General features: G+C 72.0%; 20 protein-coding genes and 1 pseudogene. 12 read left to right on the top strand and 9 right to left on the bottom strand.

Going from position 1 to position 24,174, the window contains the following annotated elements; translation table 11 throughout:
• Entirely contained in the window at positions 1-573 is a 573-nt protein-coding gene (locus ACFV9W_RS00405; protein ID WP_385753710.1) for a hypothetical protein, read from the bottom strand.
• A 250-nt stretch (positions 574-823) separates the two neighbouring features.
• On the opposite strand from ACFV9W_RS00405, the gene ACFV9W_RS00400 reads away from it, so the two are divergent.
• The 3 genes from ACFV9W_RS00400 to ACFV9W_RS00390 all read left to right on the top strand — a co-directional run bounded on the left by ACFV9W_RS00400 (position 824) and on the right by ACFV9W_RS00390 (position 5,128).
• Entirely contained in the window at positions 824-1,780 is a 957-nt protein-coding gene (locus tag ACFV9W_RS00400; RefSeq protein WP_385753706.1) for an SCO0930 family lipoprotein, read from the top strand.
• A gap of 295 nt (positions 1,781-2,075) precedes the next feature.
• Positions 2,076-2,891 carry an SAM-dependent methyltransferase gene (locus ACFV9W_RS00395; RefSeq protein ID WP_385753703.1) on the top strand — a complete coding sequence of 272 codons (816 nt, stop codon included), beginning with the start codon at positions 2,076-2,078 and terminating at the stop codon, positions 2,889-2,891.
• Between the two features lie 86 nt (positions 2,892-2,977).
• Entirely contained in the window at positions 2,978-5,128 is a 2,151-nt protein-coding gene (locus ACFV9W_RS00390; RefSeq protein ID WP_385754856.1) for a putative bifunctional diguanylate cyclase/phosphodiesterase, read from the top strand.
• A 3-nt stretch (positions 5,129-5,131) separates the two neighbouring features.
• On the opposite strand, the gene ACFV9W_RS00385 is transcribed toward ACFV9W_RS00390, so the two are convergent.
• A complete protein-coding gene (locus tag ACFV9W_RS00385; RefSeq protein ID WP_385753701.1) occupies positions 5,132-6,022 on the bottom strand; it encodes a LysR family transcriptional regulator in 891 nt (296 codons plus the stop codon).
• A gap of 131 nt (positions 6,023-6,153) precedes the next feature.
• Between ACFV9W_RS00385 and ACFV9W_RS00380 the strand changes: the two genes are divergently transcribed.
• The 5 genes from ACFV9W_RS00380 to ACFV9W_RS00360 all read left to right on the top strand — a co-directional run bounded on the left by ACFV9W_RS00380 (position 6,154) and on the right by ACFV9W_RS00360 (position 11,406).
• Positions 6,154-6,825 carry a succinate dehydrogenase gene (locus ACFV9W_RS00380; RefSeq protein ID WP_385753698.1) on the top strand — a complete coding sequence of 224 codons (672 nt, stop codon included), beginning with the start codon at positions 6,154-6,156 and terminating at the stop codon, positions 6,823-6,825.
• Between the two features lie 8 nt (positions 6,826-6,833).
• Complete coding sequence (locus tag ACFV9W_RS00375) at positions 6,834-8,783, top strand: fumarate reductase/succinate dehydrogenase flavoprotein subunit (RefSeq protein ID WP_385753695.1); 1,950 nt, start codon at positions 6,834-6,836, stop codon at positions 8,781-8,783.
• Positions 8,780-9,526, top strand: coding sequence for a succinate dehydrogenase/fumarate reductase iron-sulfur subunit (locus tag ACFV9W_RS00370; RefSeq protein WP_385753692.1), 747 nt, complete (start codon positions 8,780-8,782; stop codon positions 9,524-9,526). The genes ACFV9W_RS00375 and ACFV9W_RS00370 overlap by 4 nt, the downstream gene beginning before the upstream one ends.
• Positions 9,527-9,799: 273 nt before the next feature.
• The gene (locus ACFV9W_RS00365; protein WP_385753690.1) at positions 9,800-10,576 is read left to right on the top strand and encodes a GNAT family N-acetyltransferase; all 777 of its coding nucleotides are present in this window, start codon (positions 9,800-9,802) and stop codon (positions 10,574-10,576) included.
• A complete protein-coding gene (locus tag ACFV9W_RS00360) occupies positions 10,573-11,406 on the top strand; it encodes a lysophospholipid acyltransferase family protein (RefSeq protein ID WP_385753688.1) in 834 nt (277 codons plus the stop codon). The genes ACFV9W_RS00365 and ACFV9W_RS00360 overlap by 4 nt, the downstream gene beginning before the upstream one ends.
• Here ACFV9W_RS00360 and ACFV9W_RS00355 read toward each other — a convergent pair.
• On the bottom strand, positions 11,379-13,754 hold the full coding sequence (locus tag ACFV9W_RS00355; RefSeq protein WP_385753686.1) for an ATP-binding cassette domain-containing protein: 2,376 nt from the start codon (positions 13,752-13,754) through the stop codon (positions 11,379-11,381). The two genes, ACFV9W_RS00360 and ACFV9W_RS00355, sit on opposite strands and share 28 nt — an antisense overlap.
• A 167-nt stretch (positions 13,755-13,921) precedes the next feature.
• Here ACFV9W_RS00355 and ACFV9W_RS00350 point away from each other — a divergent pair, with 167 nt between their 5' ends.
• Positions 13,922-15,529 (top strand): phosphodiester glycosidase family protein, encoded by a 1,608-nt coding sequence (locus ACFV9W_RS00350; RefSeq protein ID WP_385753682.1) that lies wholly within the window; start codon positions 13,922-13,924, stop codon positions 15,527-15,529.
• A gap of 34 nt (positions 15,530-15,563) precedes the next feature.
• Positions 15,564-16,556 (top strand): alpha/beta hydrolase, encoded by a 993-nt coding sequence (locus tag ACFV9W_RS00345; RefSeq protein WP_385753679.1) that lies wholly within the window; start codon positions 15,564-15,566, stop codon positions 16,554-16,556.
• On the opposite strand, the gene ACFV9W_RS00340 is transcribed toward ACFV9W_RS00345, so the two are convergent.
• Positions 16,553-17,560 (bottom strand): MsnO8 family LLM class oxidoreductase, encoded by a 1,008-nt coding sequence (locus ACFV9W_RS00340; RefSeq protein ID WP_385753676.1) that lies wholly within the window; start codon positions 17,558-17,560, stop codon positions 16,553-16,555. The genes ACFV9W_RS00345 and ACFV9W_RS00340 overlap by 4 nt on opposite strands.
• Positions 17,561-17,612: 52 nt before the next feature.
• Here ACFV9W_RS00340 and ACFV9W_RS00335 point away from each other — a divergent pair.
• Positions 17,613-18,001, top strand: a pseudogene (locus ACFV9W_RS00335) (hypothetical protein).
• Positions 18,002-18,024: 23 nt separating this feature from the next.
• Here the strand turns inward: ACFV9W_RS00335 and ACFV9W_RS00330 are convergent.
• Positions 18,025-18,243 (bottom strand): dodecin, encoded by a 219-nt coding sequence (locus ACFV9W_RS00330; protein WP_385753673.1) that lies wholly within the window; start codon positions 18,241-18,243, stop codon positions 18,025-18,027.
• A 161-nt stretch (positions 18,244-18,404) separates the two neighbouring features.
• On the opposite strand from ACFV9W_RS00330, the gene ACFV9W_RS00325 reads away from it, so the two are divergent.
• Positions 18,405-19,685 (top strand): extracellular solute-binding protein, encoded by a 1,281-nt coding sequence (locus ACFV9W_RS00325; protein ID WP_385753670.1) that lies wholly within the window; start codon positions 18,405-18,407, stop codon positions 19,683-19,685.
• A 15-nt stretch (positions 19,686-19,700) separates the two neighbouring features.
• On the opposite strand, the gene egtD is transcribed toward ACFV9W_RS00325, so the two are convergent.
• From egtD to egtA, 4 genes are read right to left on the bottom strand one after another with little or no spacing between them, the layout of a single operon-like run.
• Positions 19,701-20,675: an L-histidine N(alpha)-methyltransferase gene (egtD, locus tag ACFV9W_RS00320; RefSeq protein WP_385753667.1), complete on the bottom strand. Its 975-nt coding sequence runs from the start codon at positions 20,673-20,675 to the stop codon at positions 19,701-19,703.
• The gene (gene egtC, locus ACFV9W_RS00315; RefSeq protein WP_385753664.1) at positions 20,672-21,427 is read right to left on the bottom strand and encodes an ergothioneine biosynthesis protein EgtC; all 756 of its coding nucleotides are present in this window, start codon (positions 21,425-21,427) and stop codon (positions 20,672-20,674) included. Before egtC ends, egtD begins: the two co-directional genes overlap by 4 nt.
• Positions 21,427-22,776: an ergothioneine biosynthesis protein EgtB gene (egtB, locus tag ACFV9W_RS00310; RefSeq protein ID WP_385753662.1), complete on the bottom strand. Its 1,350-nt coding sequence runs from the start codon at positions 22,774-22,776 to the stop codon at positions 21,427-21,429. Before egtB ends, egtC begins: the two co-directional genes overlap by 1 nt.
• Complete coding sequence (egtA, locus tag ACFV9W_RS00305) at positions 22,773-24,071, bottom strand: ergothioneine biosynthesis glutamate--cysteine ligase EgtA (protein WP_385753660.1); 1,299 nt, start codon at positions 24,069-24,071, stop codon at positions 22,773-22,775. Before egtA ends, egtB begins: the two co-directional genes overlap by 4 nt.
• Positions 24,072-24,174 lie beyond the last annotated feature (103 nt).

Here is a 24,174-nt window from a genome sequence, read left to right as displayed (position 1 = left end):
TCAGCGGGGACGCAGTGCGGCGACGGCGAGCACCGCGGGCGCGGTGATGAGCAGGGTGAGCGAGACCAGGGACGGCCCGCCGCGCGGCGGGGCGCGATGGGCGGTGGGGCGGTAGGCGGGGTAGTGCACCGGCTTCGGTTTCGGTGGGGGCTTCGTATGGGTCGGGGTCGGCTTCGGCTCGGGCTTCGGGGGCGGTGCGGGGGCCGGTGGCGGGGGAGGCGGCGGCGTCGGTGTGGGGGTCGGCGGAGGCGGAGGCGGGGGCGGCGGCGGTGGTGGAGGGGGCGGAGGTGGCGGCGGAGGCGCCGGTTTGGGAGGCGGCGGCTTGGGCGCGGGCTTCTTCGGCGGGGGCGTGCTGGGGCCCGCGCTGCAGTCGACGCCGCTGCCGGCGACCGCCACCGCGTCGCCCGACGAGCCGCCGTCGACGGAGGCGTAGGCGCAGGCGTCGGCCGGGAGGACGAGCGGTGCGGCGATGGCGGCCGCGCTCGGCGCGCCGCACAGCCAGGCGGTGACGAGCACCGCGATGACGCGGGTGACCAGGGCTGACCCGGGGCGCTTGGTTCGATGCACGACCATGATCCTGAGCAGCGGCGGGCCCCGGCACGCCGACCCGGGCGCGGAATGGCCCGATGGTGGGGCGCTGGAGCATTCGGGTTTGCTCGCGTGCGCGGGCCTGCTACGGAGCCTGCGCCCCCCGGCGTGCGCCCCTGCCGCACCGAAGAAATCTTCCCCCGCGTTGAACACAGCCGTCACCGCCGCCCGTACCTAGGGCCATGTGCGGCCCGCTCGGGCCCGCGCAACACCCAAGGAATGTGCGGGAGTTGAGATGAAGACCTCCTGGCGGAGCGCCTCGCTCGTAGCGACAGCTGCGGCCCTGCTGGCGCTGACGACGGCGTGCGGTCAGGACCAGGGAGACCAGGCGGCCACAGGGCAGAACGTCGGCAGCGCGGCCGACGCGCAGGGCGGCTACGGGTCCGCCGACGGCTACGGATCGTCGGGCACCGACAAGAGCGCGGCCAAGTCCAAGTCCGCGGGCCAGCTCGCCTCGTGGGACAGCAAGGAACTGGGCAAGGTGCTCACCGACAGCGAAGGGATGACCCTGTACCGCTTCGACAAGGACACCGCGCAGCCGCCCAAGTCGAACTGCGACGCGGCCTGTCTGAAGGCGTGGCCGGCCGTGCCGGCGAGCGGCGCCAAGGCGGCGCCCGGGGTCGACGAGTCACTGCTCGGCGAGGTCACCGCCGCCGGCGGCACGAAGCAGCTCACGGTCGACGGCTGGCCCATGTACCACTACGCGGAGGACAAGAAGGCCGGCGACGTCAAGGGCCAGGGCGTGGGCGGCACTTGGTGGGCCGCGGCCCCCGACGGCAAGAAGGCCAACAAGAAGGCCGAGGAGGAGGCCGGGGCCCAGCCCGCCGACCTCGCGGGCCTGTCCACGCGCAACGACCCGAAGCTCGGCGAGATCGTCGTCGACAAGAACGGCATGACGGTCTACCGCTTCCTCAAGGACTCGGCGTGGCCCATCAAGACGAACTGTGTCGGCGCCTGCGCCGAGAAGTGGCCCGCCGTCGCTCCGGTTGCGAAGAACGACACGCAGAACATTCCACTGAAGGGCTACATGACCTTCACAAGGCCCGACGGAACCAAGCAGCAGACCTTGGACTGCTGGCCCGTCTACACCTTCGCGGGCGACAAAAAGCCAGGTGACACGAACGGTCAGGGCGTAGGAGGTACTTGGTACGCGGCGGCTCCGAATGGAAAGCCGGTAGGGGCTCCCAAGTAACAACCGGGAGGGTCCGGTGCGCCCGGTGAGGCGCCCACAGTAGAGTCGTCAACGGAATTGGCTCGTCGCCGGTCCGTTCCCCGCATGGCCTGGTCAGGCCGTGTGGAGGGAGCGGGCCGGTTCTTTTCGTCGGGGAAAGAGAAGGTTTCGGGATGGTTTCGGATCGTTGCCGATTGGCACGTGACGGAGGCAGTGACCGGGAACGGACGGTCAATTTCCGTTTTGACTCGCTCCTTTGGCGGTGGATCAGTAGCCTCGGCTCGAACACCGGCACGCCTACGCCATGGAGACCTTGATGCAGCGTCCCGCCTGGGCCCCACAGGGCATCGACATCTCGGTGCCCAGTGTGTCCCGTATCTACGACTTCTACCTGGGCGGTTCGCACAATTTCGAGGTCGACCGGGAGGCCGCCCGCAAGGCCATGGAGTTCCTGCCGGGACTGCCGAAGATCATGCAGGCGAACCGGGCGTTCATGCGGCGTGCCGTGCGATACGCCGCGGAGGCCGGAATCACGCAATTCCTCGACATCGGCTCCGGCATCCCGACGTTCGGCAATGTCCACGAGGTGGCCCAGCAGGCGAGCCCCGGAGCGCGCGTGGTGTACGTCGACCACGACCCGGTCGCGGTCGCGCACAGCAGGGCGGTCCTCGAGGACGTCCCGCACACCGGAGTCGTCACGGCGGACCTGCGCAGGCCCCGGGAGATCCTGGAGAGCCCCGAAGTCGCCGAACTGCTGGACCTGGAGCGGCCGGTGGCCCTGCTCCTCGTCGCCGTACTGCACTTCATCGAGGAGGTCGACGACCCGTACGCGGCCGTGGCCGAACTCAGCGAGGCGCTCGCACCGGGCAGCCTGCTCATCGTGACGCATGCCTCCAATGAGGGCATGCCCATAGAGACGGAGCGGGCGGACGGGATGGTCGACGTCTACCGAAACGATGTCCGCAATCCGCTGATCATGCGGAACCGCGACGAGATCAAACGGTTCTTCAAGGGGTACGAGGTGGTCGCACCGGGCATCGTGGCGATGCCGGTGTGGCGGCCTGACACCGCCCCAGAGGACGAGGACCCGTACACCTTCGCGGGCTATGTGGGAGTGGGGCGCAAGGCGTGACTGCTGCATCCTCCCGGGGGACGAACCCCGGACCCCGGGCCGGGAAAGCCGGCCGGACGGACAGGTCGGCACGGACCGACGACAGCATCGGCGGTGATGCGTCGGCCGGGCCGGAAGACAGAGTGCGCGGGTTCGCCACGCTCTGGAGCCGGGAGATCTTCCCGCTCACGGCGACCTCGCTGACCCGGCACGAGTTCGAGGCGGAACTCGTGCCGCTCGTACGCCGGCTGCGCACCGCGCTCGCCTCGCGGGTGCTCGACCGGGCGGAGGCACAGGCCGTCGGCGCGGCCCTGGTCGACGCGCACTGCACCGACCCCGAGGCACTCACCCAGACCCTCGACGTGGTGGAGACACACCTCGTCGGGCACTGCGGGGAACAGACACCCACCGCGGAGCGCGCGGCGGAACTGCGCTCGCGCTGCGCCCGCATCCAGCACGCGATGGCCGCCGGGTTCGCGGCCGCCCTGCGGGAGCGCACCCGCGCCGAGCAGGAGGCCATATCGCGGGCCGCGCTCGACGCCCGCAGCGCCGTCGCCGAGGCCCTGCACGCGAGCGAGGCCAAGTTCCGCGCGGTGTTCCACGGCGCCGCGATCGGCATCGGGATCGCCGACCTCGACGGCACCATCCTCGAGGTCAACGAGACGATGGTGCGGATGTTCGGCGGCAGCAGGCAGCAGCTGCTCAAGCGCAAGGCCCACCAGCTGACCCACCCCGAGGACGCCCCGCACATCTGGCGCATGTACCACGAGCTGGTGCAGGGCGAGCGCGAGCACTACCGGGTGGAGAAGGCCTACTCGCGACCGGACGGCACCGCCCTGTGGACGAACCTGACGGTCTCGCTGCTGCGCGACGCGGACGGCGCCCCGCAGTACCAGCTGGCGCTCATGGAGGACGTGACCGAGCGCCGACTGCTGAACCTGCGGCTGCGCTACGAGGCCACCCACGACGCACTCACCGGGCTGCCCAACCGCACCCTGTTCTTCGAGCGCCTGGAGAAGGTGCTCAGCGCGGGCGAGGGCATGCGCTTCGGCCTGTGCTACCTCGACCTCGACGGCTTCAAGACCATCAACGACAGCCTCGGCCACGCGGCGGGCGACCGGCTCCTCGTCGAGGTCGCGGACCGCCTCCAGGCCTGCGCCACCGCGCCCGGCGAGATGGTCGCGCGGCTCGGCGGCGACGAGTTCGTGGCCCTGACCACCGGCAAGGACACCGAGGCCGAGGTCGACGAGCTGGCCGGACGCATCATGCACGCGCTGGCCACGCCCATCCGTATCGACGGACGCGAGCTCACCGTGCGCGGCTCGGTCGGCATCGTCGAGGGCCCGGCCGCCGAGCGCAGCCCCGCGGAGGTGCTGCGCAGCGCCGACATCACGATGTACCGGGCGAAGTCCGCGGGCGGCAACCGCTACGAGCTGGCGGACCCCGAGGCCGACGCCCGCGCCATCACCCGGCACGGCCTGACGACGGCGCTGCCCGCCGCCCTGGACCGCGGCGAGTTCTTCATCGAGTACCAGCCCCTGGTGCACCTCGGCGACGGCAGCGTGCGCGGCGCCGAGGCCCTGGTCCGCTGGCTGCACCCGCAGCACGGCGTGCTCGGCCCCGACCGCTTCATCCCGCTCGCCGAGCACACCGGCCTGATCGTGCCGCTCGGCCGCTGGGTCCTGGAGGAGTCGGTCCGGCAGGCGCGGGTGTGGCAGGACCGGTACGAGGAGGCGGGCGCGTTCCGCATCAACGTGAACCTGTCCCCGATGCAGCTGACCCACCCCGGTCTGGTGGCGGACACGGTCGACATCCTGGAGCGCTTCGGTCTCGAACCGGACGCGCTGTGCCTGGAGGTCACGGAGTCGGCCCTGATCGGTGCGGACGACGACCTCCTCAAGCCGCTGCGCAGGCTCTCCGAGATGGGCGTCGACATCGCCCTCGACGACTTCGGCACCGGCTACTCGAACCTGGCGAACCTGCGCCGCCTGCCCGTGAACGTCCTCAAGCTGGACCGCTCCTTCACACAGGGCATGCAGCAGTTCCCCGCGGACCCCGTCGACCTGAAGATCGTCGAGGGCATCGTCTCGCTCGCCCACAGCCTCGACCTGTCGGTCACGGTCGAGGGCGTCGAGACGGGCGCGCAGGCAGAGCAGCTCCGCCACCTCGGCTGCGACACGGCCCAGGGCTGGTACTACGCCCGTCCCGGCCCGCCGGACCGCCTCCATGAGCTGGCCCTTGCGGACGCGACCGGCTGAGCTTCAGGAGCGCCCCTCGAACAGCATCCGCTGAAGCTCGCGCGCCGCTCGGGGCGGCGCCACGTCCGACCGGTGCGCGAGCGCGATCGTGCGGCTGAGTCCTGGCTTGGCCAGGGGTGTGACCCGCAGGTCCGCCCCGGCCCGGTGTGCCACCATCCACGGCACCACCGCCACCCCGAGCCCGGCCCGCACGAACCCGAGGACCGCGTCCATCTCGCCGCCCTCCACCGCGAAGTCCGGCTCGAAGCCCTCGCCCCGGCACGCGGCGACGGTCAGCTCCCGCAGGTCGTACCCGTGCCGGAACATGACGAGCCGCTCGCCCTCCAGGTCGGAGACGCGCACGGACTTGCGGCCCCGCCCCGGCGCCGGCGCGTCCTTCGACGACACCACGACCAGCTCCTCACGCAGCAGCTCGACCGTCGTCAGGGCGGGCGCCGGCGCGGGCAGCGGCAGCACGACGAGCGCGAGGTCGAGGGCGCCGCGCGCGAGTTCCCGTACGAGGTCGTGGGAGCCGCCCTCCTCGATCATCAGCTGGATGCCGGGATAGCGGTCGTGAAAGGAGCGCAGCACGTCCGGCAGCAGGCCCGTGCACAGCGAGGGCGTCGCGCCGAGCCGGACCCGCCCGCGCTTCAGCTGCGCCAGCTCCTGCACCTCGTGCCGCGCCGTGTCCGCGTCGGCGAGGATGCGGCGGGCGAGCGGCAGGAGCGCCTCCCCGGCGTCGGTCAGCGAGATGTTCCCGCGGGCCCGCAGGAACAGGTCGACGCCCAGTTCCCGCTCGAGCGCCCGGATCTGCTGGGACAGCGACGGCTGCGCGACGTGCACCAGCTCGGCGGCGCGCGTGAAGTGCCGGGTCTCCGCGACCGCGACGAAGTACTGGAGCTGCTGGAACTGCATGAGCCCACCCTAGCCCCTCGATAGCGAATGCCTATCGAAATGAGGCGGACCATGTCTTGGACCGATCGGGCCCTTGGGCTCTAGCGTCTTGACCCATGGCTCTGGCAACGCGGACGGATCGACGGCCGTCCATGGCACGTACTGTCTGGGACAGTTCCGTCGGCAAGAAGACAGTGATGGCGGTGAGCGGGCTCGTCATGCTGCTCTACCTGGTCGCGCACATGATCGGGAACCTCAAGATCTTCTTCGGTCCCGAGGAGATCAACCACTACGCCTCCTGGCTGCGCACCATGGGCGGCCCGGTGCTGCACTACGAGTGGGGCCTGTGGATCGCCCGCGTGGTGCTGGTCGTCGCCGTCGTCGCGCACGCCACCTCCGCGTACCAGCTGAGCCGACGCGGTCAGAAGGCCCGCCCCAGCAAGTACGTGCACAAGAAGCCGCGCGCCGACTACGCCACGCGCACCATGCGCTGGGGCGGCATCATCCTCGGCCTGTTCATCGTCTGGCACATCCTCGACCTGACGACCGGCACGGTGCACCCGGGCGGCTATGAGCACCTGCGCCCGTACCAGAACATCATCGACACGTTCTCGACCTGGTACAGCAACGTCATCTACATCGTCGCGATGCTGGCCCTCGGCTTCCACATCCAGCACGGGTTCTGGAGCGCCGCGCAGACCCTCGGTGTCGGCAGCCGCACCCGCGACCGCGTCCTGAAGACCGTCGGCAACGTACTCGCCGTGGTGCTCACGCTCGGCTTCATCGCCGTGCCCGTGGGCGTCATGACCGGATTGGTGAGCTGAGGAACAACATGAGCACCTACGCGGACTACTCCACCGGCGAACCCGTCGTCGACACCAAGGCGCCGACCGGCCCCGTCAACGAGCGCTGGGACACCCGCCGCTTCCAGGCCAAGCTGGTCAACCCGGCCAACCGCCGCAAGCACACCGTCATCGTCGTCGGCACCGGACTCGCCGGCGGCTCGGCGGGCGCCACCCTCGCCGAACAGGGCTACCACGTCGTCCAGTTCTGCTACCAGGACTCCCCGCGCCGCGCCCACTCCATCGCCGCGCAGGGCGGCATCAACGCCGCGAAGAACTACCGCAACGACGGCGACTCGGTGCACCGCCTCTTCTACGACACCGTCAAGGGCGGCGACTTCCGCGCCCGCGAGTCCAACGTGCACCGCCTCGCGCAGATCTCCGTCGAGATCATCGACCAGTGTGTCGCGCAGGGTGTGCCGTTCGCCCGCGAGTACGGCGGCCTCCTCGACACCCGCTCCTTCGGCGGCGTGCAGGTGTCCCGTACGTTCTACGCCCGCGGCCAGACGGGCCAGCAGCTCCTCCTCGGCGCGTACCAGGCGCTCAGCCGTCAAGTCGCCGCCGGGAACATCGAGTTGCACCCGCGCACCGAGATGCTCGACCTCGTCATCGTCGACGGCAAGGCCCGCGGCATCGTCGCCCGCGACCTCGTCACCGGCAAGATCGACACGTACTTCGCGGACGCCGTCGTGCTCGCCTCCGGCGGCTACGGCAACGTCTTCTACCTGTCGACCAACGCCATGAACTCCAACGCGACCGCCGTCTGGCGGGCGCACCGGCGCGGCGCCTACTTCGCCAACCCGTGCTTCACGCAGATCCACCCCACCTGCATCCCGCGCACCGGCGACCACCAGTCGAAGCTGACCCTGATGTCGGAGTCGCTGCGCAACGACGGCCGTATCTGGGTGCCGAAGGCGAAGGGCGACACACGCCCCGCGGGCGAGATCCCCGAGGACGAGCGCGACTACTACCTGGAGCGCATCTACCCGGCGTTCGGCAACCTCGTGCCCCGCGACATCGCCTCGCGCGCCGCGAAGAACGTGTGCGACGAGGGCAGGGGAGTGGGCCCCGGCGGCCAGGGTGTGTACCTCGACTTCGCCGACGCCATCAAGCGGATGGGCAAGAAGGCCGTCGAGGCCAAGTACGGCAACCTCTTCGACATGTACGCGCGGATCACCGACGAGGACCCGTACAAGACCCCCATGCGGATCTACCCCGCCGTGCACTACACGATGGGCGGACTCTGGGTCGACTACGACCTCCAGACCACCATCCCCGGCCTGTTCGCCATCGGTGAGGCGAACTTCTCCGACCACGGCGCCAACCGGCTCGGCGCGAGTGCCCTGATGCAGGGACTCGCCGACGGCTACTTCGTGCTCCCCGCCACCATCAACGACTACCTCGCCAAGCACCCGCACAAGGACGAGGTCGACGCTTCGCACCCCGCCACCGTCGAGGTCGTGCGCGAGACCGAGGAGCGGCTCGCCAAGCTGCTCGCCGTCGACGGGGACCGCACACCCGACTCCTTCCACCGTGAACTCGGCGAGCTCATGTGGGAGTTCTGCGGAATGGCCCGCACCGACGCCGGGCTGCGCAAGGCACTCGACCGGATCCCGCAGATCCGCGAGGAGTTCTGGCGCCGCATCAAGGTCCCCGGTGTCGGCGAGGAGTTCAACCAGTCCCTGGAGAAGGCCAACCGCATCATCGACTACATCGAGCTCGCCGAGCTGATGTGCCTCGACGCACTGCACCGCGCCGAGTCCTGCGGCGGTCACTTCCGCGAGGAGTCGCAGACCCCCGACGGCGAGGCCGCCCGCGTCGACGAGGAGTTCTCCTACGCCGCCGCCTGGGAGTTCACCGGCACCGGCACGGCCCCCACCCTGCACAAGGAAGACCTCGTCTTCGAGTACGTCCACCCCACTCAGCGGAGCTACGCATGAAGCTCACCCTGCGCGTCTGGCGCCAGAAGAACGCCGACGCCGACGGCGCCATGTCCACGTACGAGGTGGACGGGATCAGCCAGGACATGTCGTTCCTGGAGATGCTCGACACCCTCAACGAGGAGCTCATCCTCAAGGGGGACGACCCCGTCGCCTTCGACCACGACTGCCGCGAGGGCATCTGCGGCGCCTGCTCGCTCGTCATCAACGGCGACGCGCACGGCCCGGAGCGCACCACCACCTGTCAGCTGCACATGCGGTCCTTCAAGGACGGCGACACGATCGACATCGAGCCGTGGCGCGCCTCCGCCTTCCCGGTCGTGAAGGACCTGGTTGTGGACCGCTCGGCCTTCGACCGGATCATCCAGGCCGGCGGCTACATCACGGCCCCGACGGGCGCGGCCCCCGAGGCGCACTCCACCCCGGTGCCCAAGCCGGACGCGGACTTCTCCTTCGAGCACGCCGAGTGCATCGGCTGCGGCGCGTGCGTGGCCGCGTGCCCCAACGGCGCGGCGATGCTGTTCACCTCCGCGAAGATCAACCACCTGAACGTGCTGCCGCAGGGCGCGCCCGAGCGCGAAACGCGTGTGCTCGACATGGTGGGTCAGATGGACGAGGAGGGCTTCGGTGGCTGCACGCTGGCCGGCGAGTGCGCGACGGCCTGCCCGAAGGGCATCCCGCTGTTCTCCATCACCAGCATGAACAAGGAGTGGCTGCGCGCGAACCGGAAGGTCAGCCGCTGACCCTTCTATGAACGTCCCGCGAAAAGCGCGGGGTGGGCGGGACCGGATGTGGTGCTCAACCCCCGGTCCCGTCATCGTTTTCCGGGCCACGCAGGGCCACGCCGGCTGACGCCGGGCGCGCGCGGCGTGCCACCCCGGGCATTCAACCTCCCCACATCCGCGCACGGCACGCTGGTCACGTACACGCCAACCGGGATCGGAAGAACTGAGGCGGAAGGCCGCACCACGTCGGCCCCCCATCTCCGCCGACAGGCACGTGACCAGGAGCCAGTCATGACCGGCGCACGCACGCTCGACCGCCCCGCACGATCCGTCGCCCCCACCCGCTACACCGTCACCCTCGCCCGGGACGAGGCCGACGTCCGCGCCGCCCAACGGCTGCGCCACGAGGTGTTCGCCCTCGAAATGGGCGCCCTGCTCGACACCCCGCGACCCGGACTCGACATCGACCCGTTCGACGCCCACTGCGACCACCTGCTGGTGCGCGAAGTGCCCACCGGACAAGTGGTCGGCACCTACCGCCTGCTGCCTCCCGAACGCGCCGCCGGGCTCGGGAGGCTGTACTCCGAGGGCGAGTTCGACCTCAGGTCGCTCGCCCCGATCCGCCCGGACCTCGTCGAGGTCGGCCGTTCCTGTGTGCACCGCGACCACCGCGACGGCGCCGTCATCGGCCTGATCTGGGCGGGCATCGCCCGCTACATGACCGACCGCGGCCACGAATGGCTCGCGGGCTGCTGCTCGATACCGCTCGCCGACGGCGGCGCACTCGCCGCGGCCACCTGGGACCGGGCCCGCGCCGACCACCTCGCCCCCGAGGAGTACGGGGTGACCCCGCTGCACGCCTGGCGCGCGGACCACATCGCCCGCCCCGCCGGACGCACCCCGCTCCCGGCCCTGCTGCGCGGATACACGCGGCTCGGCGCCTGGGTGTGCGGAGCGCCCGCGCACGACCCGGACTTCGGGGTCGCCGATCTGTACGTGCTCCTGTCGATGCGCCGGATGAACGCCCGCTACCTGAACCACTTCCTCTCGCTCGCCCCGGCCCGATGAGCGTCTGGCTGCCCACGGCCCCCTGCTCCAGCGCGTGCGTGGGGGACGAGAGCGCGGGTGTGCGGGTGCCACGTGCGGTGCTGCGGCTCGCGGCGCTGCTCGCTGTGCTGGCCGTGGGCGTCGTGTTCCTGCCGTTCGGCCGGTGGGTGCCCGCGCGCTGGGTGCGGCTGTTCGCCAGGGCGGTCGTCCGCGCCACCGGGGTGCGCCCGCACCTGACCGGCGCGGCGCCGCCCACCGGTGGACTGCTGGTGGTCGCCAACCACATCTCGTGGCTCGACATCCCGCTGCTCGCGGCCGTCCGCCCGGCCCGCATGGTGGCCAAGAAGGAGATCAGGCGATGGCCGGTCGCCGGGTTCCTCGCGGCGCGGGCCGGCGTCGTCTTCATCGACCGCGACCGGCTGCGGGCGCTGCCCCGCACCGTGGCCGCCCTCGCCGCGGTCCTCGAACGGGGCGGCGCGGTCGCGGTGTTCCCGGAGGGCAGCACCTGGTGCGGCCGGGCCCGGGGGACCTTCCGGCGGGCCGCGTTCCAGGCCGCCCTGGACGCGGGCACACCGGTGCAGCCGGTGCGGCTCGGCTACCGGCTGCCGGACGGCACGGTCAGCACCGCCCCCGCGTTCGTCGGCGACGACACCCTGTTCGCGGCCCTGTGGCGGGTGGTGTCGGCGCGGCGGATCGAGGCCCACGTGGAGGTCCGGCCCGTGCTCCCCGCGGGCCGCCACGCCGACCGGAGGGCGCTGGCCGAGGCGGCGCAGGACGCGTCGGGGAGGCGCGTGCCGCACGGGCCGCCGGCCCGCACCCTCGCTCAGGACCCCAGCAGGCGCCCCAGGTAGGCCCCGGTCCGGCTCGCGGTCTCCGCGGCCACCGCGGCGGGCGGCCCCGCGACCACCACCTGGCCGCCCGCCGCCCCGCCACCGGGCCCCATGTCGACGACCCAGTCGGCGCCGGCGACCACCGCCATGTCGTGCTCGACCACGACCACGGAGTGCCCGGCGTCGACGAGCCCGTTCAGCTGCCGCATCAGCACCTCCACGTCCGCCGGGTGCAGCCCGGTCGTCGGCTCGTCGAGGAGATACAGGGTGTGGCCGCGCCGCACCCGCTGCAACTCGCTCGCCAGCTTGATGCGTTGGGCCTCGCCGCCGGACAGCTCGGTGGCCGGCTGCCCGAGCCGCAGATAGCCGAGGCCGACATCGAGGAGCGTGCGCAGGCTGCGCAGCACGGGCCGCGCCGCGTCGTCGTCCGCCGCCTCGAAGAACTCCGCCGCCGACTCCACCGTCAGATCGAGGACCTCGGCGATGTTCCGCCCCCGATAGGCCACTTCGAGCGTCTCCGGGTTGTAGCGGGCGCCCGCGCAGTCCGGGCACGGTGTGTACGTGCTCGGCAGGAACAGCAGCTCGACGCTGACGAAGCCCTCTCCCTGACATGTCTCGCAGCGCCCGCCGGTGACATTGAACGAGAAGCGGCCGACACCGTACCCGCGCGCCTTCGCCTCCTCGGTGGCCGCGAACACCTTGCGGACGACGTCGAACAGGCCCGTGTACGTGGCCAGGTTGGAGCGCGGTGTGCGCCCGATGGGCTTCTGGTCGACGACCACGAGCCGCCCGACCCCCTCGACCTCCTCGGTGATTTCGCCGATCAGCGTCGACTTCCCGGAACCGGAGACACCCGTGACGGCGGTGAAGGCGCCCAGCGGGAACGCCGCGGTCACCTCGCGCAGGTTGTGCCGGGTGACCGGGCCGACCTTCAACCAGCCGGTGGGTGTGCGGACTTGGCGTACGGGAGCCGGTTCGTCGTCGAAGAGGTAGCGGGCCGTCGCCGACTCCGCGACCTCGCGCAGCCCGTCCACCGGGCCGCTGTGCAGCACCCGGCCGCCGTGCTCCCCGGCCTGCGGGCCGACATCGACCAGCCAGTCGGCGTGCCGCATCACGTCCAGGTGGTGCTCGACCACGAAGACGGAGTTGCCGGACGCCTTCAGCCGGTCGAGGACGGTGAGCAGGGACTCGGTGTCGGCCGGGTGCAGTCCGGCCGACGGCTCGTCGAGCACGTACACGACACCGAAGAGCCCCGACCTCAACTGCGTGGCCAGGCGCAGCCGTTGCAGCTCACCCGCCGACAGGGTCGGAGTCGACCGGTCGAGGCTCAGATAGCCGAGGCCGAGCTCCGTGACCGTGGCGATACGGGCCCGCAGATCCTCGGTGAGCACGCGTGCCGTCTCGGACGAGTCGCCCTCGGCGGCGAGCAGCTCGGCGAGGTCCGCGAGCGGGACACCCGCGAGGTCCGCGATCGTACGGCCCGCGAACGTGACGGCCAGGGCCTCGGCCCGCAGCCGGGCGCCCCCGCACACCGGGCACGGCGTGCTCTCAAGGAACTTCTCCGCCTTCGCGCGCAGCGACTGGCTCTTGGAGTCCGAGAACGTCTTGAGCACATAGCGGTTCGCGCTCATGTACGTGCCCTGGTACGGGCGGTGGATGCGGCCCGCGTCCCGCACCGGGTGCACGGTCACCACCGGCTGCTCGTCCGTGAACAGGATCCACTCACGGTCCGCCTGCGCCAGCTCCCGCCAGGGCCGGTCGACGTCATAGCCCAGTGCGTCGAGGACATCGCGGAGGTTCTTGCCCTGCCAGGCGCCCGGCCAGGCCGCGATGGCGCCCTCGCGGATCGACAGCGAGGGGTCGGGCACCAGCAGCTCCTCGGTGGTGCGGTGCACCTGACCGAGGCCGTGGCACGAGGGGCACGCCCCGGCCGCCGTGTTCGACGAGAACGCGTCCGAGTCCAGGCGCTCGGCGCCCTCCGGATACGTACCTGCCCGAGAGAACAGCATTCGCAGCGAGTTCGACAGCGTCGTCACCGTGCCGACCGAGGAGCGCGACGTCGGCGCCGAGCGGCTCTGCTGGAGCGACACCGCCGGCGGCAGCCCGCTGATCTCGCCCACCTTCGGCGCGCCCACCTGGTGGATCAGCCGGCGCGCGTACGGGGCGACCGACTCGAAGTAGCGGCGCTGCGCCTCCGCGTAGATCGTCCCGAAGGCGAGCGACGATTTTCCGGAGCCGGACACCCCCGTGAACACCGCGAGGACGTCGCGCGGGATGTCCACGTCGACACCCTTGAGGTTGTGCTCGCGGGCGCCGCGCACCCGAACGAGACCGTCGTGGCGGGGGTCGGGCGAGGTGGGGTGGTGCATGGGGCGGGCTCCCGGTCGGACGGCTGTCGCTGCGTACTCCATGATCCACCACCGGCGTGCCGGAGGCGGCACGGAGAACGCCCGATGAATGATGTGCACATGCCTTGACTGGTGGTCATGGGCTCACGCACCGTTACGGAGGTCGTCATTCGACCAGTGGGGGGCTTGTGAACGGCAGACTTCTCGGCGTGGGCGCGGCACTGTGCGCTCTCGCCCTCGTGGGCGCGACACCGGCACCCGCCTCGTCCGGGTCCCGGCACGGCGGGCTGCCGCTCGGGGCCTCCGACCTGACCGAGACCCGCACCACGCGCACCCTCCAGCCGGGCGTGACGCTCACCCGCATCGTGCGCGGCGCCAACGCCCCGGCCATGGCGTGGACCGTGGAGGTGTCGATCCCTGGTGGCGCGGGCTCGCCCGACCCGGACGCACCGCCCACCGCCCTGAAGGACGAGACCAGCGCCGCCGAACTCGCCTCCGAGCTGCGCGCGGACGGCTTCGAGGCCCGCTCCGAGAAGGTCACCACCGCGGCGACCGCCGACTACGCGGGCGGCACGCTCGGCTGGCGGGTCCGCGTCGGCACCTTCCCGGCCGAGGCCGCCGCCACCGCCGAACGCACCCGCCTGCGCGCCGCCGGATACACCGGTTCCGCCTGGTACACCGGCTGGGACGGGAGCGCGGGGGACCGCGGCCCCTGGCGCGTGGACGTCCTGACCATCGACCCGAAGAAGTTCGACGGCGACCTCAAGGCGTCGTACGGGCCCGACCTGGAGAACCGCGAGACCACCAGCGCACTCGCCGCCGCAGACGGCGCGACGGCCGGGGTCAACGCCGGCTTCTTCGTCCTCGACCCCAAGGCGGGCGCCCCCGGCGACCCGGCAGGTGTCGGCGTCTACGACGGCCGCCTGCTCAGCGAGGCGGTCAACGGACGCCCCGGCCTCGTCGTCCACGGCTCGGCGCGCGGTACCGCGGTGGAGCGGTTCACCTGGCGCGGGAGCGTCCGCGCCGGTGGCACCACGCTGCCGCTCGACGGCATCGACCGCGTCCCCGGCCTGATCCGCAACTGCGGCGGCACCGCCGACGACACCCCGACCGCCCGGCCGCTGCACGACACCACCTGCACCGACCCCGACGAACTCGTCGCGTTCACCCCGGAGTTCGGCAAGCAGACCCCGAAGGGCGAAGGCGCCGAAGCCGTCCTGGACGGGACGGGCCGGGTCGTCGAGGTGCGCTCCCCGCGCGGCGGCGCCCTGCCCGCCGGAGGCCGCAGCGTCCAGGCCACGGGCACGTACGCGGCGCGGCTGACCGCCCTCGCGAAGACCGGCCAACCCCTGGGCATCCAGAGCGGGTTGAAGGACACCAAGGGCCGCTCCGTCACGGCCTCCCGGGCGACGGGCATCCTCAACGGCGGTCCCGAACTCGTCCGCGACGGCCGCCGCCACGTCACCCCGGCCACCGACGGCATGGTGCAGTCCGGCAACCCGAGCTTCTACTACGGCTGGGTGCACAAGCGGAACCCGCGCACCCTCGCGGGCACGGACGCCGCGGGCCGCACCGTCCTCGTCACCGCCGACGGCCGGAGCACCGGATCCCTCGGCCTGAGCATCAACGAGAGCGCCGACGTCGCGAAGTCCCTCGGCCTGCGGGACGCCATCAACCTCGACGGCGGCGGCTCGACCACGATGGTCGTCGACGACCAGGTGATCAACGACCCGTCGGACGCGGCCGGCGAACGCCCGGTCGGGGACGCCCTGTTGGTGCTCCCCGGCACCCACTGACCGCAAGCACAGGAGACGATCCGAGGGAGCCGCCATGACCGCCGCCCTGGCCCGCCGCACCAGACGCCTGCTGCTCGTCCTCGCCGCCCTGCTGCTCACCCTCACCTCGGCCCCGTCGGCCGTCGCCGCCACGCGGGCGGAACCCGCCGCGGAGGTCGTCGACGTCACCCAGGTCGCCGACCGCCAGGTGGACCTCTCCGTACGCGCGTCGGCCCTCGGCGGGCGCACCGTCAAGGTCCGCCTGCTCACCCCCGACGGCTGGAACCCGAACGACCGCACCAAGCACTGGCCCACCCTGTGGCTGCTGCACGGCTGCTGCGGCGACTACACGTCCTGGACGAACATGACGGACGTCGCCTCCGCCGACAGCCTGCGCGACGTCCTCGTCGTGATGCCCGAGGCGGGCTGGAACGGCTGGTACAGCGACTGGTGGAACCACGGCGAGGGCGGCGACCCGGCCTGGGACACCTTCCACACCCGTGACCTGCGCCGCCTCCTGGAGAGCGACTGGGGAGCGGGCTCCCGCCGCGTCGTCGCGGGCCTCTCGATGGGCGGTCAGGGCGCGCTCCTGTACGCGGCCCGGCACCCGGGCATGTTCAAGGCCGCCGCGGCCTACTCCGGCTCCGCGCACCCGCTCCTGAACGACGAGTCGACGAGCCGGATCATGGGCTTCTTCGCCGGCCAGGGCAACGACCCCCTGCGCGCGTGGGGAGACCCCGTCGCCCAGCGCGACATCTGGGCCGCCCACGACCCGTACCACCTGGCGAAGCGCCTCAAGTCGGTCCCCGTCTACCTCTCCTGCGGCGACGGCACCGCGGGCCCCCTCGACCCGCCGGGCGCCACCAATGCCCTGGAGGCCGACTTCAACCGCCAGAACCACGCGCTGGCCGCCCAGTTGAGGAAGGTGGGCGCCAAGCACCTCACCACCAACTTCTACGGCCCCGGCACCCACACATGGGCGTACTGGCAGCGCGAACTGCACGCGTCGCTGCCGATGCTGCTGAACGCCCTCAAGGCAGGTGGCTAACGGGGCGTCAGACGCGCGATCCTCGCCAGGCGGCGGAACGACTCCAGCAGGGCCTCACGGTCGTACGTACTGGTCGTCACCAGCACCTCCTGCGCCCCGCTCTCCTTGATCACCGTCTCCAGCTCGTCGGTGACCTGCTGCTCCGTGCCCGCGATGTGGCCGCGCAGCCCGGACTCGTACAGCTCCCGCTCCTTGTCGGTCATCTCGAAACCCGCGATGCGCTCGACGGGCGGCAGCGGCGGGAACGTGCCGTGGGTGCGCGAGTGCGCCATCGACCAGGCCTCGGGGGCGAGGATGCGGCGCGCCTCCGGCTCGCTGCCCGCCACGGCGACCGTCCCCGAGATCACCACGTACGGCTCGGCGGCCCAGGGGGAGGGGCGGAACTCCTCGCGGTAGCGGTCGATGCCGCGCAGCATCTTCTCGCGGGAGCGGAGGTCGCCGATCACCATCGGGAGACCGGCGCGGGCGGCGATCGAGGCACCCTCGCCCATCGCGAGCACGAACGGCGGCACGGCCAGGCCTTCAGAGGGGCGTGCGTGCACGCCCGTGGCCGAGGTGCCGGTGAAGAACGCCAAGAGTTCGTCGAGCTGCGCCGCGAAGTCGTCGGCATCGTCCTTGTCCCGGCCCAGGGCCTTGCGTACCCCGCCGGTGAACCCGACGGAGCGGCCGAGCCCCATGTCGATGCGGCCCGGGAAGAGCGACTCCAGGACCCCGAACTGCTCGGCCACGACCAGCGGCTGGTGGTTGGGCAGCATCACGCCGCCGGTGCCGACGTGGATGGTGCGGGTCGCCGCGGCGACGGCCGCCGCGAGCACGGTCGGCGCGGAACCGGCGACACCCGGCACACCGTGGTGCTCCGAGACCCACAGCCGGTGGTAGCCGAGGCGCTCCAGATCCTGGGCCAGGGCGACGGTGTCGCGCAGCGCGTCCTGGTCGGAGTGGCCCGCGCGGGTGCGGGAACGGTCGAGGACGGAGAAGCGGGTCGATTCGATCACGGTGCTCACACCTTGGTTCAACGCCGTGGCGCCTCAGGGATTCCCACTGAGGGTGGTCGCCATGGCCGGCGACCGACGCCCCCTCGCCGTCTTCGACCTCGACGGCACCCTCGCGGACACCGCGCACCGGCAGCGGTTCCTGGAGCGCAGGCCGCGGGACTGGAACGCGTTCTTCGCCGCCGCGCCGACACGCTCGCCTGGATTGCCGCGCAGGGCCTGCCGGACGCGCCCCTGCACATGCGGCGCAACGACGACCGCAGGCCGGCCCGGCACACCAAGCTGGACACCTTGCCCCGCATCGCGCGCGGCCGCGAGGTCCGGGCGCTCGTGGACGACGACGAGCTGGTCTGCGTCGAGGCGGAGCGCGCCGGGTTCACCGTCGTACGGGCCCGCTGGGCGAGCACGTCGGCGGCGCTGAAGGACGCACAGGAGCGCGAGGGGCGGACCTGACCCGGTCCGCTGCGGTGGGTCGCTCAGGAGTCGTCGCCCTCCAGGCGGAAGCCGACCTTCAGGCCGACCTGCCAGTGCTCGACCTGTCCGTCGACGATCTGGCCACGGACCTGGGTGACCTCGAACCAGTCGAGGTTGCGAACGGTCTGCGAGGCGCGCGCGATCCCGTTGCGGACCGCCTCGTCCACGCCTTCGTGAGAGGTGCCGACGATCTCGGTGACGCGATACGTGTGGTTCGACATGGTTCCACCGTGCCCCAGCGGGGCGTGACCCGCCATCCGTATGGCACACCTCTTGACCCTTCCGTTGGTCTATACCAAACTCCCTGAACGCCCGTACGAGCCGCGCGCTCTTCCCCCACGTCGGGCCGACCTTCCCTGTCCGCAGGCAGAAAGTGACCGACGTGAACTCCCGCCGCCTTGCCCTGACTTTCGGATCCCTCCTCGCCACCGGCACGCTGCTCACCGCGTGCGGAGCCCTGCCGGGTACGGGGGAGGAGGAGGGGGCGGTCACTGTGTGGCTGATGCGGGGCAGCGCATCCGAGGACTTCCTCAAGCGCTTCACGCAGGACTTCGAGGCCCGGCACGACGGCATCACCCTCGACATCCGCATCCAGGACTGGACCGGCATCGGCCCCAAGGTCACCAAGGCGCTCGACGCGCGGCACGACGGTGAGTCCGGCGCACCCGACGTCATCGAGGTGGGCAACACCCAGGTCCCGGGCTACGTCGAGCAGGACGGCCTGCTCGACCTCTCCCTGGAGGCCGCGCGCGACCTCGGCATGCACGACTGGCTGCCCGGCCTCGCCGAGCCCGGCGTCGACTCCTCCCGGCAGTACGGCATCCCCTGGTACGCGGCCAACCGCGTCGTCGTCTACAACAAGGACCTGTTCCGGCAGGCGGGCATCGACAGGCCGCCCACCACGCGCGCCGAGTGGCTGGATGTGACGCGGACCCTGAACTCCGGCGGCACCCAGGGCATCTACCTCGCCGGACAGGACTGGTACACGCTCTCCGGCTTCATCTGGGACGAGGGCGGCCACCTCGCCAAGCAGACCTCCGGTGTCTGGTCCGGCACCCTGGCGACGCCCGCGGCGCTGCGCGGGATGGCCTTCTACCGCCAGCTCCAGGAGCTCGGCGGCGGCCCCAAGGACGCCGACGAGGAACACCCGCCGCAGGCCGAGGAGTTCGCCCGCGGCGACATCGCGCAGATCATCTCCGTGCCGGGCGCCACCCAGCGCATCCTCCAGAAGAACCCGGAGCTGAAGGGCAAGCTGGGCTACTTCCCGATCCCCGGCAAGACGGCGGGCCGGCCGGGCACGGTGTTCACCGGCGGCTCCGACCTGGTCGTACCGGCGAACACCGACGACCGCAACGGCGCCGTGGAGGTCGTGAAGGCGCTGGCCGGGGAGAAGTGGAACACCGACCTGGCCCGCACCATGAACTACGTGCCGAACAAGACGACCCTCGCCGGCGCGGTCGCGGGCGAGCCGGGCGTGGCCGCGATGGCCGTCGGCGCCGCCCACGGCAAGGCGACGCCCGGCTCCCCGCTGTGGCCGAACGTGGAGTCCGGTTCCAACCCCATCAAGGAGTACATGTCGAAGGTCCTCGCCGGCGGCGACCCCGCGACGGAGGCGAAGCGGGCCTCCCGCGAGATCACCCGCCGGCTGGACGAGCGGAGCTGATGGCGCTGCGGGGCGTCAGTGGCTGTCCGCCGACGCCCTGCTCAACGACAGCGCGAACCGGCCCTCGGTGTCGGTCCACCAGTGGCCCAACTCGAGCCCCACATCGTGCAGTTCCGCCTTCACGACCTCCTGGCGGAACTTCGCCGAGACCTCCGTGCGCACCTCCTCGCCCGCCGCGAAGTCGACCTCGAGGTCGAGGGCCGGGATCTTCACGGTCTGCGCGGTGGTGGCACGCAGCCGCATCTCGATCCACTCGCACTCGGCGTTCCACAGGGCGACGTGCTCGAACGCGTCCGGGTGGAAGTCCGCGCCGAGTTCGCGGTCCATCACGGTCAGCACGTTCTTGTTGAACGCGGCCGTGACGCCCGCCGCGTCGTCGTACGCCGCGACCAGCGTCGCCTCGTCCTTCACCAGGTCCGTGCCGAGGAGGAAGAAGTCGCCGGGCGCCAGCAGGCCCCGCACCGCCGTCAGGAACGCGGCCCGCTCCCGCGGCAGCAGATTGCCGATCGTGCCGCCGAGGAAGGCGACCAGGCGCGGCCCGGGCGTCTCCGGCAGCTCGAACGCCGACGTGAAGTCCGTGACCATCGCGTGGATGTCGAGCGCGGGCCGCTCGGCGAGCAGCGTGTCGGCCGCGCCGCGCAGCGCGCTCTCGCTCACGTCCACGGGCACGTACGTGGTGAGGTCGGTGAGTGCGTCGAGGAGGTGGCGTGTCTTGTCGGACGAGCCGGAGCCCAGCTCGACGAGGGTGCGCGCGCCGGTCGCCGCCGCGATGTCGTGGGCGCGCGCGATGAGGATCTCCCGCTCGGCGCGGGTCGGGTAGTACTCGGGCAACGTCGTGATCTCGTCGAAGAGTTCGCTGCCGCGCGCGTCGTAGAACCACTTCGGCGGAAGGGTCTTGGGGGACTGTGTCAGGCCGTGCAGGACGTCGGACCGGAGCGCGGCGCCGGTGGCGTCCTCGGGCAGGGTGCGGGTCATGCGGAACGGGCTCACGCGGAGGGCTCCTTGAGCGGGGTCAACAGGACGTCGGTGCGGCTCGCCGCGAGCAGCGTGCGGTCGGGGACCTCGATCCAGTGCGGATCGTCGTCGTACGGTTCGGAGGCGACGACGACGGAGCGGCCGGGGTCGGTGCGGTACCACAGGGTGTCGCCCCAGGCCGTGGCCGTGATCGTCTCGCCGTTGGTGAGCAGGAAGTTGAGGCGGGCGGTGGGCGCCGCCTCCGCGATCTCCAGGGTGGTGTCGGCGAGCGCCTGGGCCTCCTCGTCGCCCGAGCGCAGCCGGTGCAGGACCAGCGCCCACAGGAACGCCGCGTCGCAGCGGGCCTCCATGGACAGCAGGTCCGTCGGCGGCAGCGTGGGCGTCAGGGAGGTCAGGGACTGCGGCCAGCCCGGCACCGCGCCGTTGTGGCTGAACAGCCAGGGGCCGGTCGCGTACGGGGCCGCTGCCGCCTCCCCGTCCGCCCCGGCGAGCGTCGCGTCGCGGACCGCCGCGAGCAGCGCCCCGGAGCGCACCACGCGCGCCAGGTCCTGGTACGCCGCGTCGCCCCAGATCGGCCCGGCGCGCCGGTAGCGGGCGGGCACCGGGTCGCCGTCCGCGTACCAACCCATGCCGAAACCATCGGCGTTGACCGTGCCGTGCTGTTGTCTGCGCGGCGCCCACGACTGCCGGAACAGGCTGTGCGGCGGCCGGTCGACGACCTCGCCGAGCGGCACCGGCGGCCCCAGGTAGGCCAGGTGACGGCACATCAGGCACGCTCCCGTGGCTCGGCGTCACGGGCCGTGCGGAACCCGGAGAAGATCTGCCGCCTGATGGGGTGGTCCCAGTTGCGGAACGTGCCCCGGCAGGCCACCGCGTCCACGGCGAATGAACCACCGCGCAGCACCTTGTAGTCGCCCCCGAAGAACACCTCCGAGTACTCGCGGTACGGATACGCCACGAACCCCGGGTAGGGCAGGAAGCCGCTGGACGTCCACTCCCACACGTCACCCATCAACTGCCGTACGCCGAACGGGGATTCGCCCAGCGGATAGCTGCCGGCGGCGGCCGGGCGCAGATGGCGCTGGCCCAGGTTCGCGCGGTCCGGGGTGGGGTCCGTGTCGCCCCAGGGGTAGCGCATCGACCGCCCGGTGGCCGGGTCGTGGCGGGCCGCCTTCTCCCACTCCTCCTCGCTCGGCAGGCGCCGCCCCGCCCACCGGGCGTAGGCGTCGGCCTCGTACCAGCTCACATGCAGCACCGGCTCGTCCGGCGGTACGGGTTCGGTCACCCCGAACCGTCTGCGCAGCCACTGCCCGCCCTCGCGATGCCAGAACAGCGGCGCCTGAAGGCCGTGTTCGCGCACCATCGCCCAGCCGTCCGGCGCCCACCAGCGCTCCTGGCGGTAGCCGCCCTCCTCGACGAACTCCAGGTACGCGGCGTTCGTCACTGGCGTCGTGTCGATGTGGAACGGCGGCACCAGGCGGGTGTGCGCGGGCCGCTCGTTGTCCAGGGCCCACGGCTCGGCCGTCGTGCCCATCGTGAACGGCCCGCCGGGGACGAGTACCTCGGCGGGACCGTCGTAGGGCCGCGCCAGGGGCTCGGGATCGGGCGCCGTGAGTGCCGCGCCGCCCTTCCTCAGCTGGTGCGTGATCAGCATGGTCTCGTCGTGCTGCTGCTCGTGCTGGGCGATCATCCCGAAGGCGAAGCCCGACCGGGTCAGGCGCTCCGTGCCCTCCGCCTCGAACGAGGCCTTCTCCAGCACGTCGAAGGCCCGGCCGCGGACGTCCGCCGCATAGCCGCGGGCTTCCCCGGGCGCGAGCAGCGGCAGGCTGGGGCGCTCCGAGCGCGGGTGCTCGAAGGCGTCGTACAGCGGGTCGATCTCGGGGCGGATCGCCTCCTGGCCGGCGACCGCCCGCAGCAGCCACTGCTCCTCCTGGTTCCCGATGTGCGCGAGATCCCAGACGAGCGGCGACATCAACGGCGAGTGCTGGGCGGTGAGTTCGCCCTCGTCGACACAGCTCGTCAGCAGGGTCGTGCGGCGCCGCGCGGCCTCCAGGGCGGCCGCGGCGCGGTCACGGAGCGCCTCTGGGTCCGTGGTGACGTTCTCCTCAGCGGTCATGATCGGACGGTCCTCCCCTGAGCGGGTTCTCGCGAGAGCTGGTCGAGCACGTCGTCGGCGGGGCAGCGGCCGCGCAGGACGTAGCGGTGGGTGAAGTCGGCGACCGCCTGCCGCACGCCGGGGTCCGCGCCGAGCCTCGGCAGCGCCTCGAGCGCCGTCGTGAAGCAGGCCGTGGCGGCCTCGCGCAGCTCGGGATCGGCGAGGCCGAGCCGGGCCGCGTCGCGCCACAGCGGATTGTGCGGGGCCGGCAGTGGACCGGCCCGCTCCGCGAGCGGCTTGACCGCGCGGTACGCGGTCTCGGCGGCCTGAGCGTCGTCGAACAGGGCGGTCGTCACGGCGAGCGGCACCAGCCACCCGTCGTCGCCCGACTGCGCGTCGATCATGCGCAGTTCGAGGTGCCCGCGCGGGCGCACGGGCGGGAACAGGGTCGTCAGGTGGTAGTCGAGGTCCGAGCGGGTCGGCGGGCGCGGCGCGCCCGTGCGTGCCCACTCGCGGAAGCTCAGCCCGTCGGGCACGTGCCACGGCCCGTCGTCGGTGCGCACGCACATCACGGGCGCGTCGAGCACGTGCCGCGCCCATGCCTCGCGCGGATCGAAGTCGAGGGGCACGCCGCCGGAGCGCCCTACGTCGATCCGCTCCCACAGCAGCTGCCGCGTGGAGCGCCAGCCGGTCCGACGGCCCGACAGCATCGGCGAGTTGGCGAACGCGGCCACCAGGACCGCGCCCAGCAGATGCGCGAGCCGCCAGCGCCGCCCGAGCCCCTGCGGGCCCGGCTCCTCGTGCCCCGCGTCCAGGCACACCTGCACGGACGCGGACGAGCACATCATGGAGCGCCCGGCGGGCCCGGCCCGGTCCAGCGAAGCCTCCAGGGCGTCGTATCGGGGCTGATGGAGAACGCGTCGCGGCGGCAGCCACGGGTCGGTGCCGTGGCCGGAGAGGACGAGTCCGTGGCCGCGGAGCGCGGAGCGGACGGCGGTCAGATCGGCCCGCATGGCCGAGACGCATTCGGTGAGGGTGGCGGCGGGGAGCGAACTGAGTTCCAGCTGCCCGCCGGGTTCCACGGTGAGCGCCGAGCGCAGCGGCAGGGCGCGGAGTGCGACGTATGCCGCGTCGAGTCGTTCGGGCGGTAAGGGGAGCCACGGCTTCAGCAGCGGGCGCGGCTCGTGCACGATCCATTCCAGCTCGACCCCGACCTTGCGGGGTGGTCCGGTCTTGAAGCAGATGCCCCGTACCAGGGCCTCCGCCTCGGCCTCGGTGACCAGGTCACCGAGCGCCGTACAGTCTCCCTCGCTCATGGGGGGATTCCTCCTGGTTCGCACGTCTCCATGGTCCCCGGTGGGGGCCATCCCGTCGATTCGGCCGGTGCCGACAAACAGCCCCTTCCGGGCGACGCAGACC

Source organism: Streptomyces sp. NPDC059897 (assembly GCF_042730865.1).
In the GTDB taxonomy this organism is placed as follows: domain Bacteria; phylum Actinomycetota; class Actinomycetes; order Streptomycetales; family Streptomycetaceae; genus Streptomyces.
The sequence above is the reverse complement of the archived record's forward strand: the minus strand, read 5'-3'. Positions and strand labels throughout refer to the sequence as shown.

Coding starts and splice junctions, on each gene's coding strand:
- ACFV9W_RS00405 (WP_385753710.1), bottom strand. CDS start 573: ATGGTCGTGCATCGAACCAAGCGCCCCGGGTCAGCCCTGGTCACCCGC.
- ACFV9W_RS00400 (WP_385753706.1), top strand. CDS start 824: ATGAAGACCTCCTGGCGGAGCGCCTCGCTCGTAGCGACAGCTGCGGCC.
- ACFV9W_RS00395 (WP_385753703.1), top strand. CDS start 2,076: ATGCAGCGTCCCGCCTGGGCCCCACAGGGCATCGACATCTCGGTGCCC.
- ACFV9W_RS00385 (WP_385753701.1), bottom strand. CDS start 6,022: ATGCAGTTCCAGCAGCTCCAGTACTTCGTCGCGGTCGCGGAGACCCGG.
- ACFV9W_RS00380 (WP_385753698.1), top strand. CDS start 6,154: ATGGCACGTACTGTCTGGGACAGTTCCGTCGGCAAGAAGACAGTGATG.
- ACFV9W_RS00375 (WP_385753695.1), top strand. CDS start 6,834: ATGAGCACCTACGCGGACTACTCCACCGGCGAACCCGTCGTCGACACC.
- ACFV9W_RS00370 (WP_385753692.1), top strand. CDS start 8,780: ATGAAGCTCACCCTGCGCGTCTGGCGCCAGAAGAACGCCGACGCCGAC.
- ACFV9W_RS00365 (WP_385753690.1), top strand. CDS start 9,800: ATGACCGGCGCACGCACGCTCGACCGCCCCGCACGATCCGTCGCCCCC.
- ACFV9W_RS00360 (WP_385753688.1), top strand. CDS start 10,573: ATGAGCGTCTGGCTGCCCACGGCCCCCTGCTCCAGCGCGTGCGTGGGG.
- ACFV9W_RS00355 (WP_385753686.1), bottom strand. CDS start 13,754: ATGCACCACCCCACCTCGCCCGACCCCCGCCACGACGGTCTCGTTCGG.
- ACFV9W_RS00345 (WP_385753679.1), top strand. CDS start 15,564: ATGACCGCCGCCCTGGCCCGCCGCACCAGACGCCTGCTGCTCGTCCTC.
- ACFV9W_RS00330 (WP_385753673.1), bottom strand. CDS start 18,243: ATGTCGAACCACACGTATCGCGTCACCGAGATCGTCGGCACCTCTCAC.
- egtC (WP_385753664.1), bottom strand. CDS start 21,427: ATGTGCCGTCACCTGGCCTACCTGGGGCCGCCGGTGCCGCTCGGCGAG.
- egtB (WP_385753662.1), bottom strand. CDS start 22,776: ATGACCGCTGAGGAGAACGTCACCACGGACCCAGAGGCGCTCCGTGAC.
- egtA (WP_385753660.1), bottom strand. CDS start 24,071: ATGAGCGAGGGAGACTGTACGGCGCTCGGTGACCTGGTCACCGAGGCC.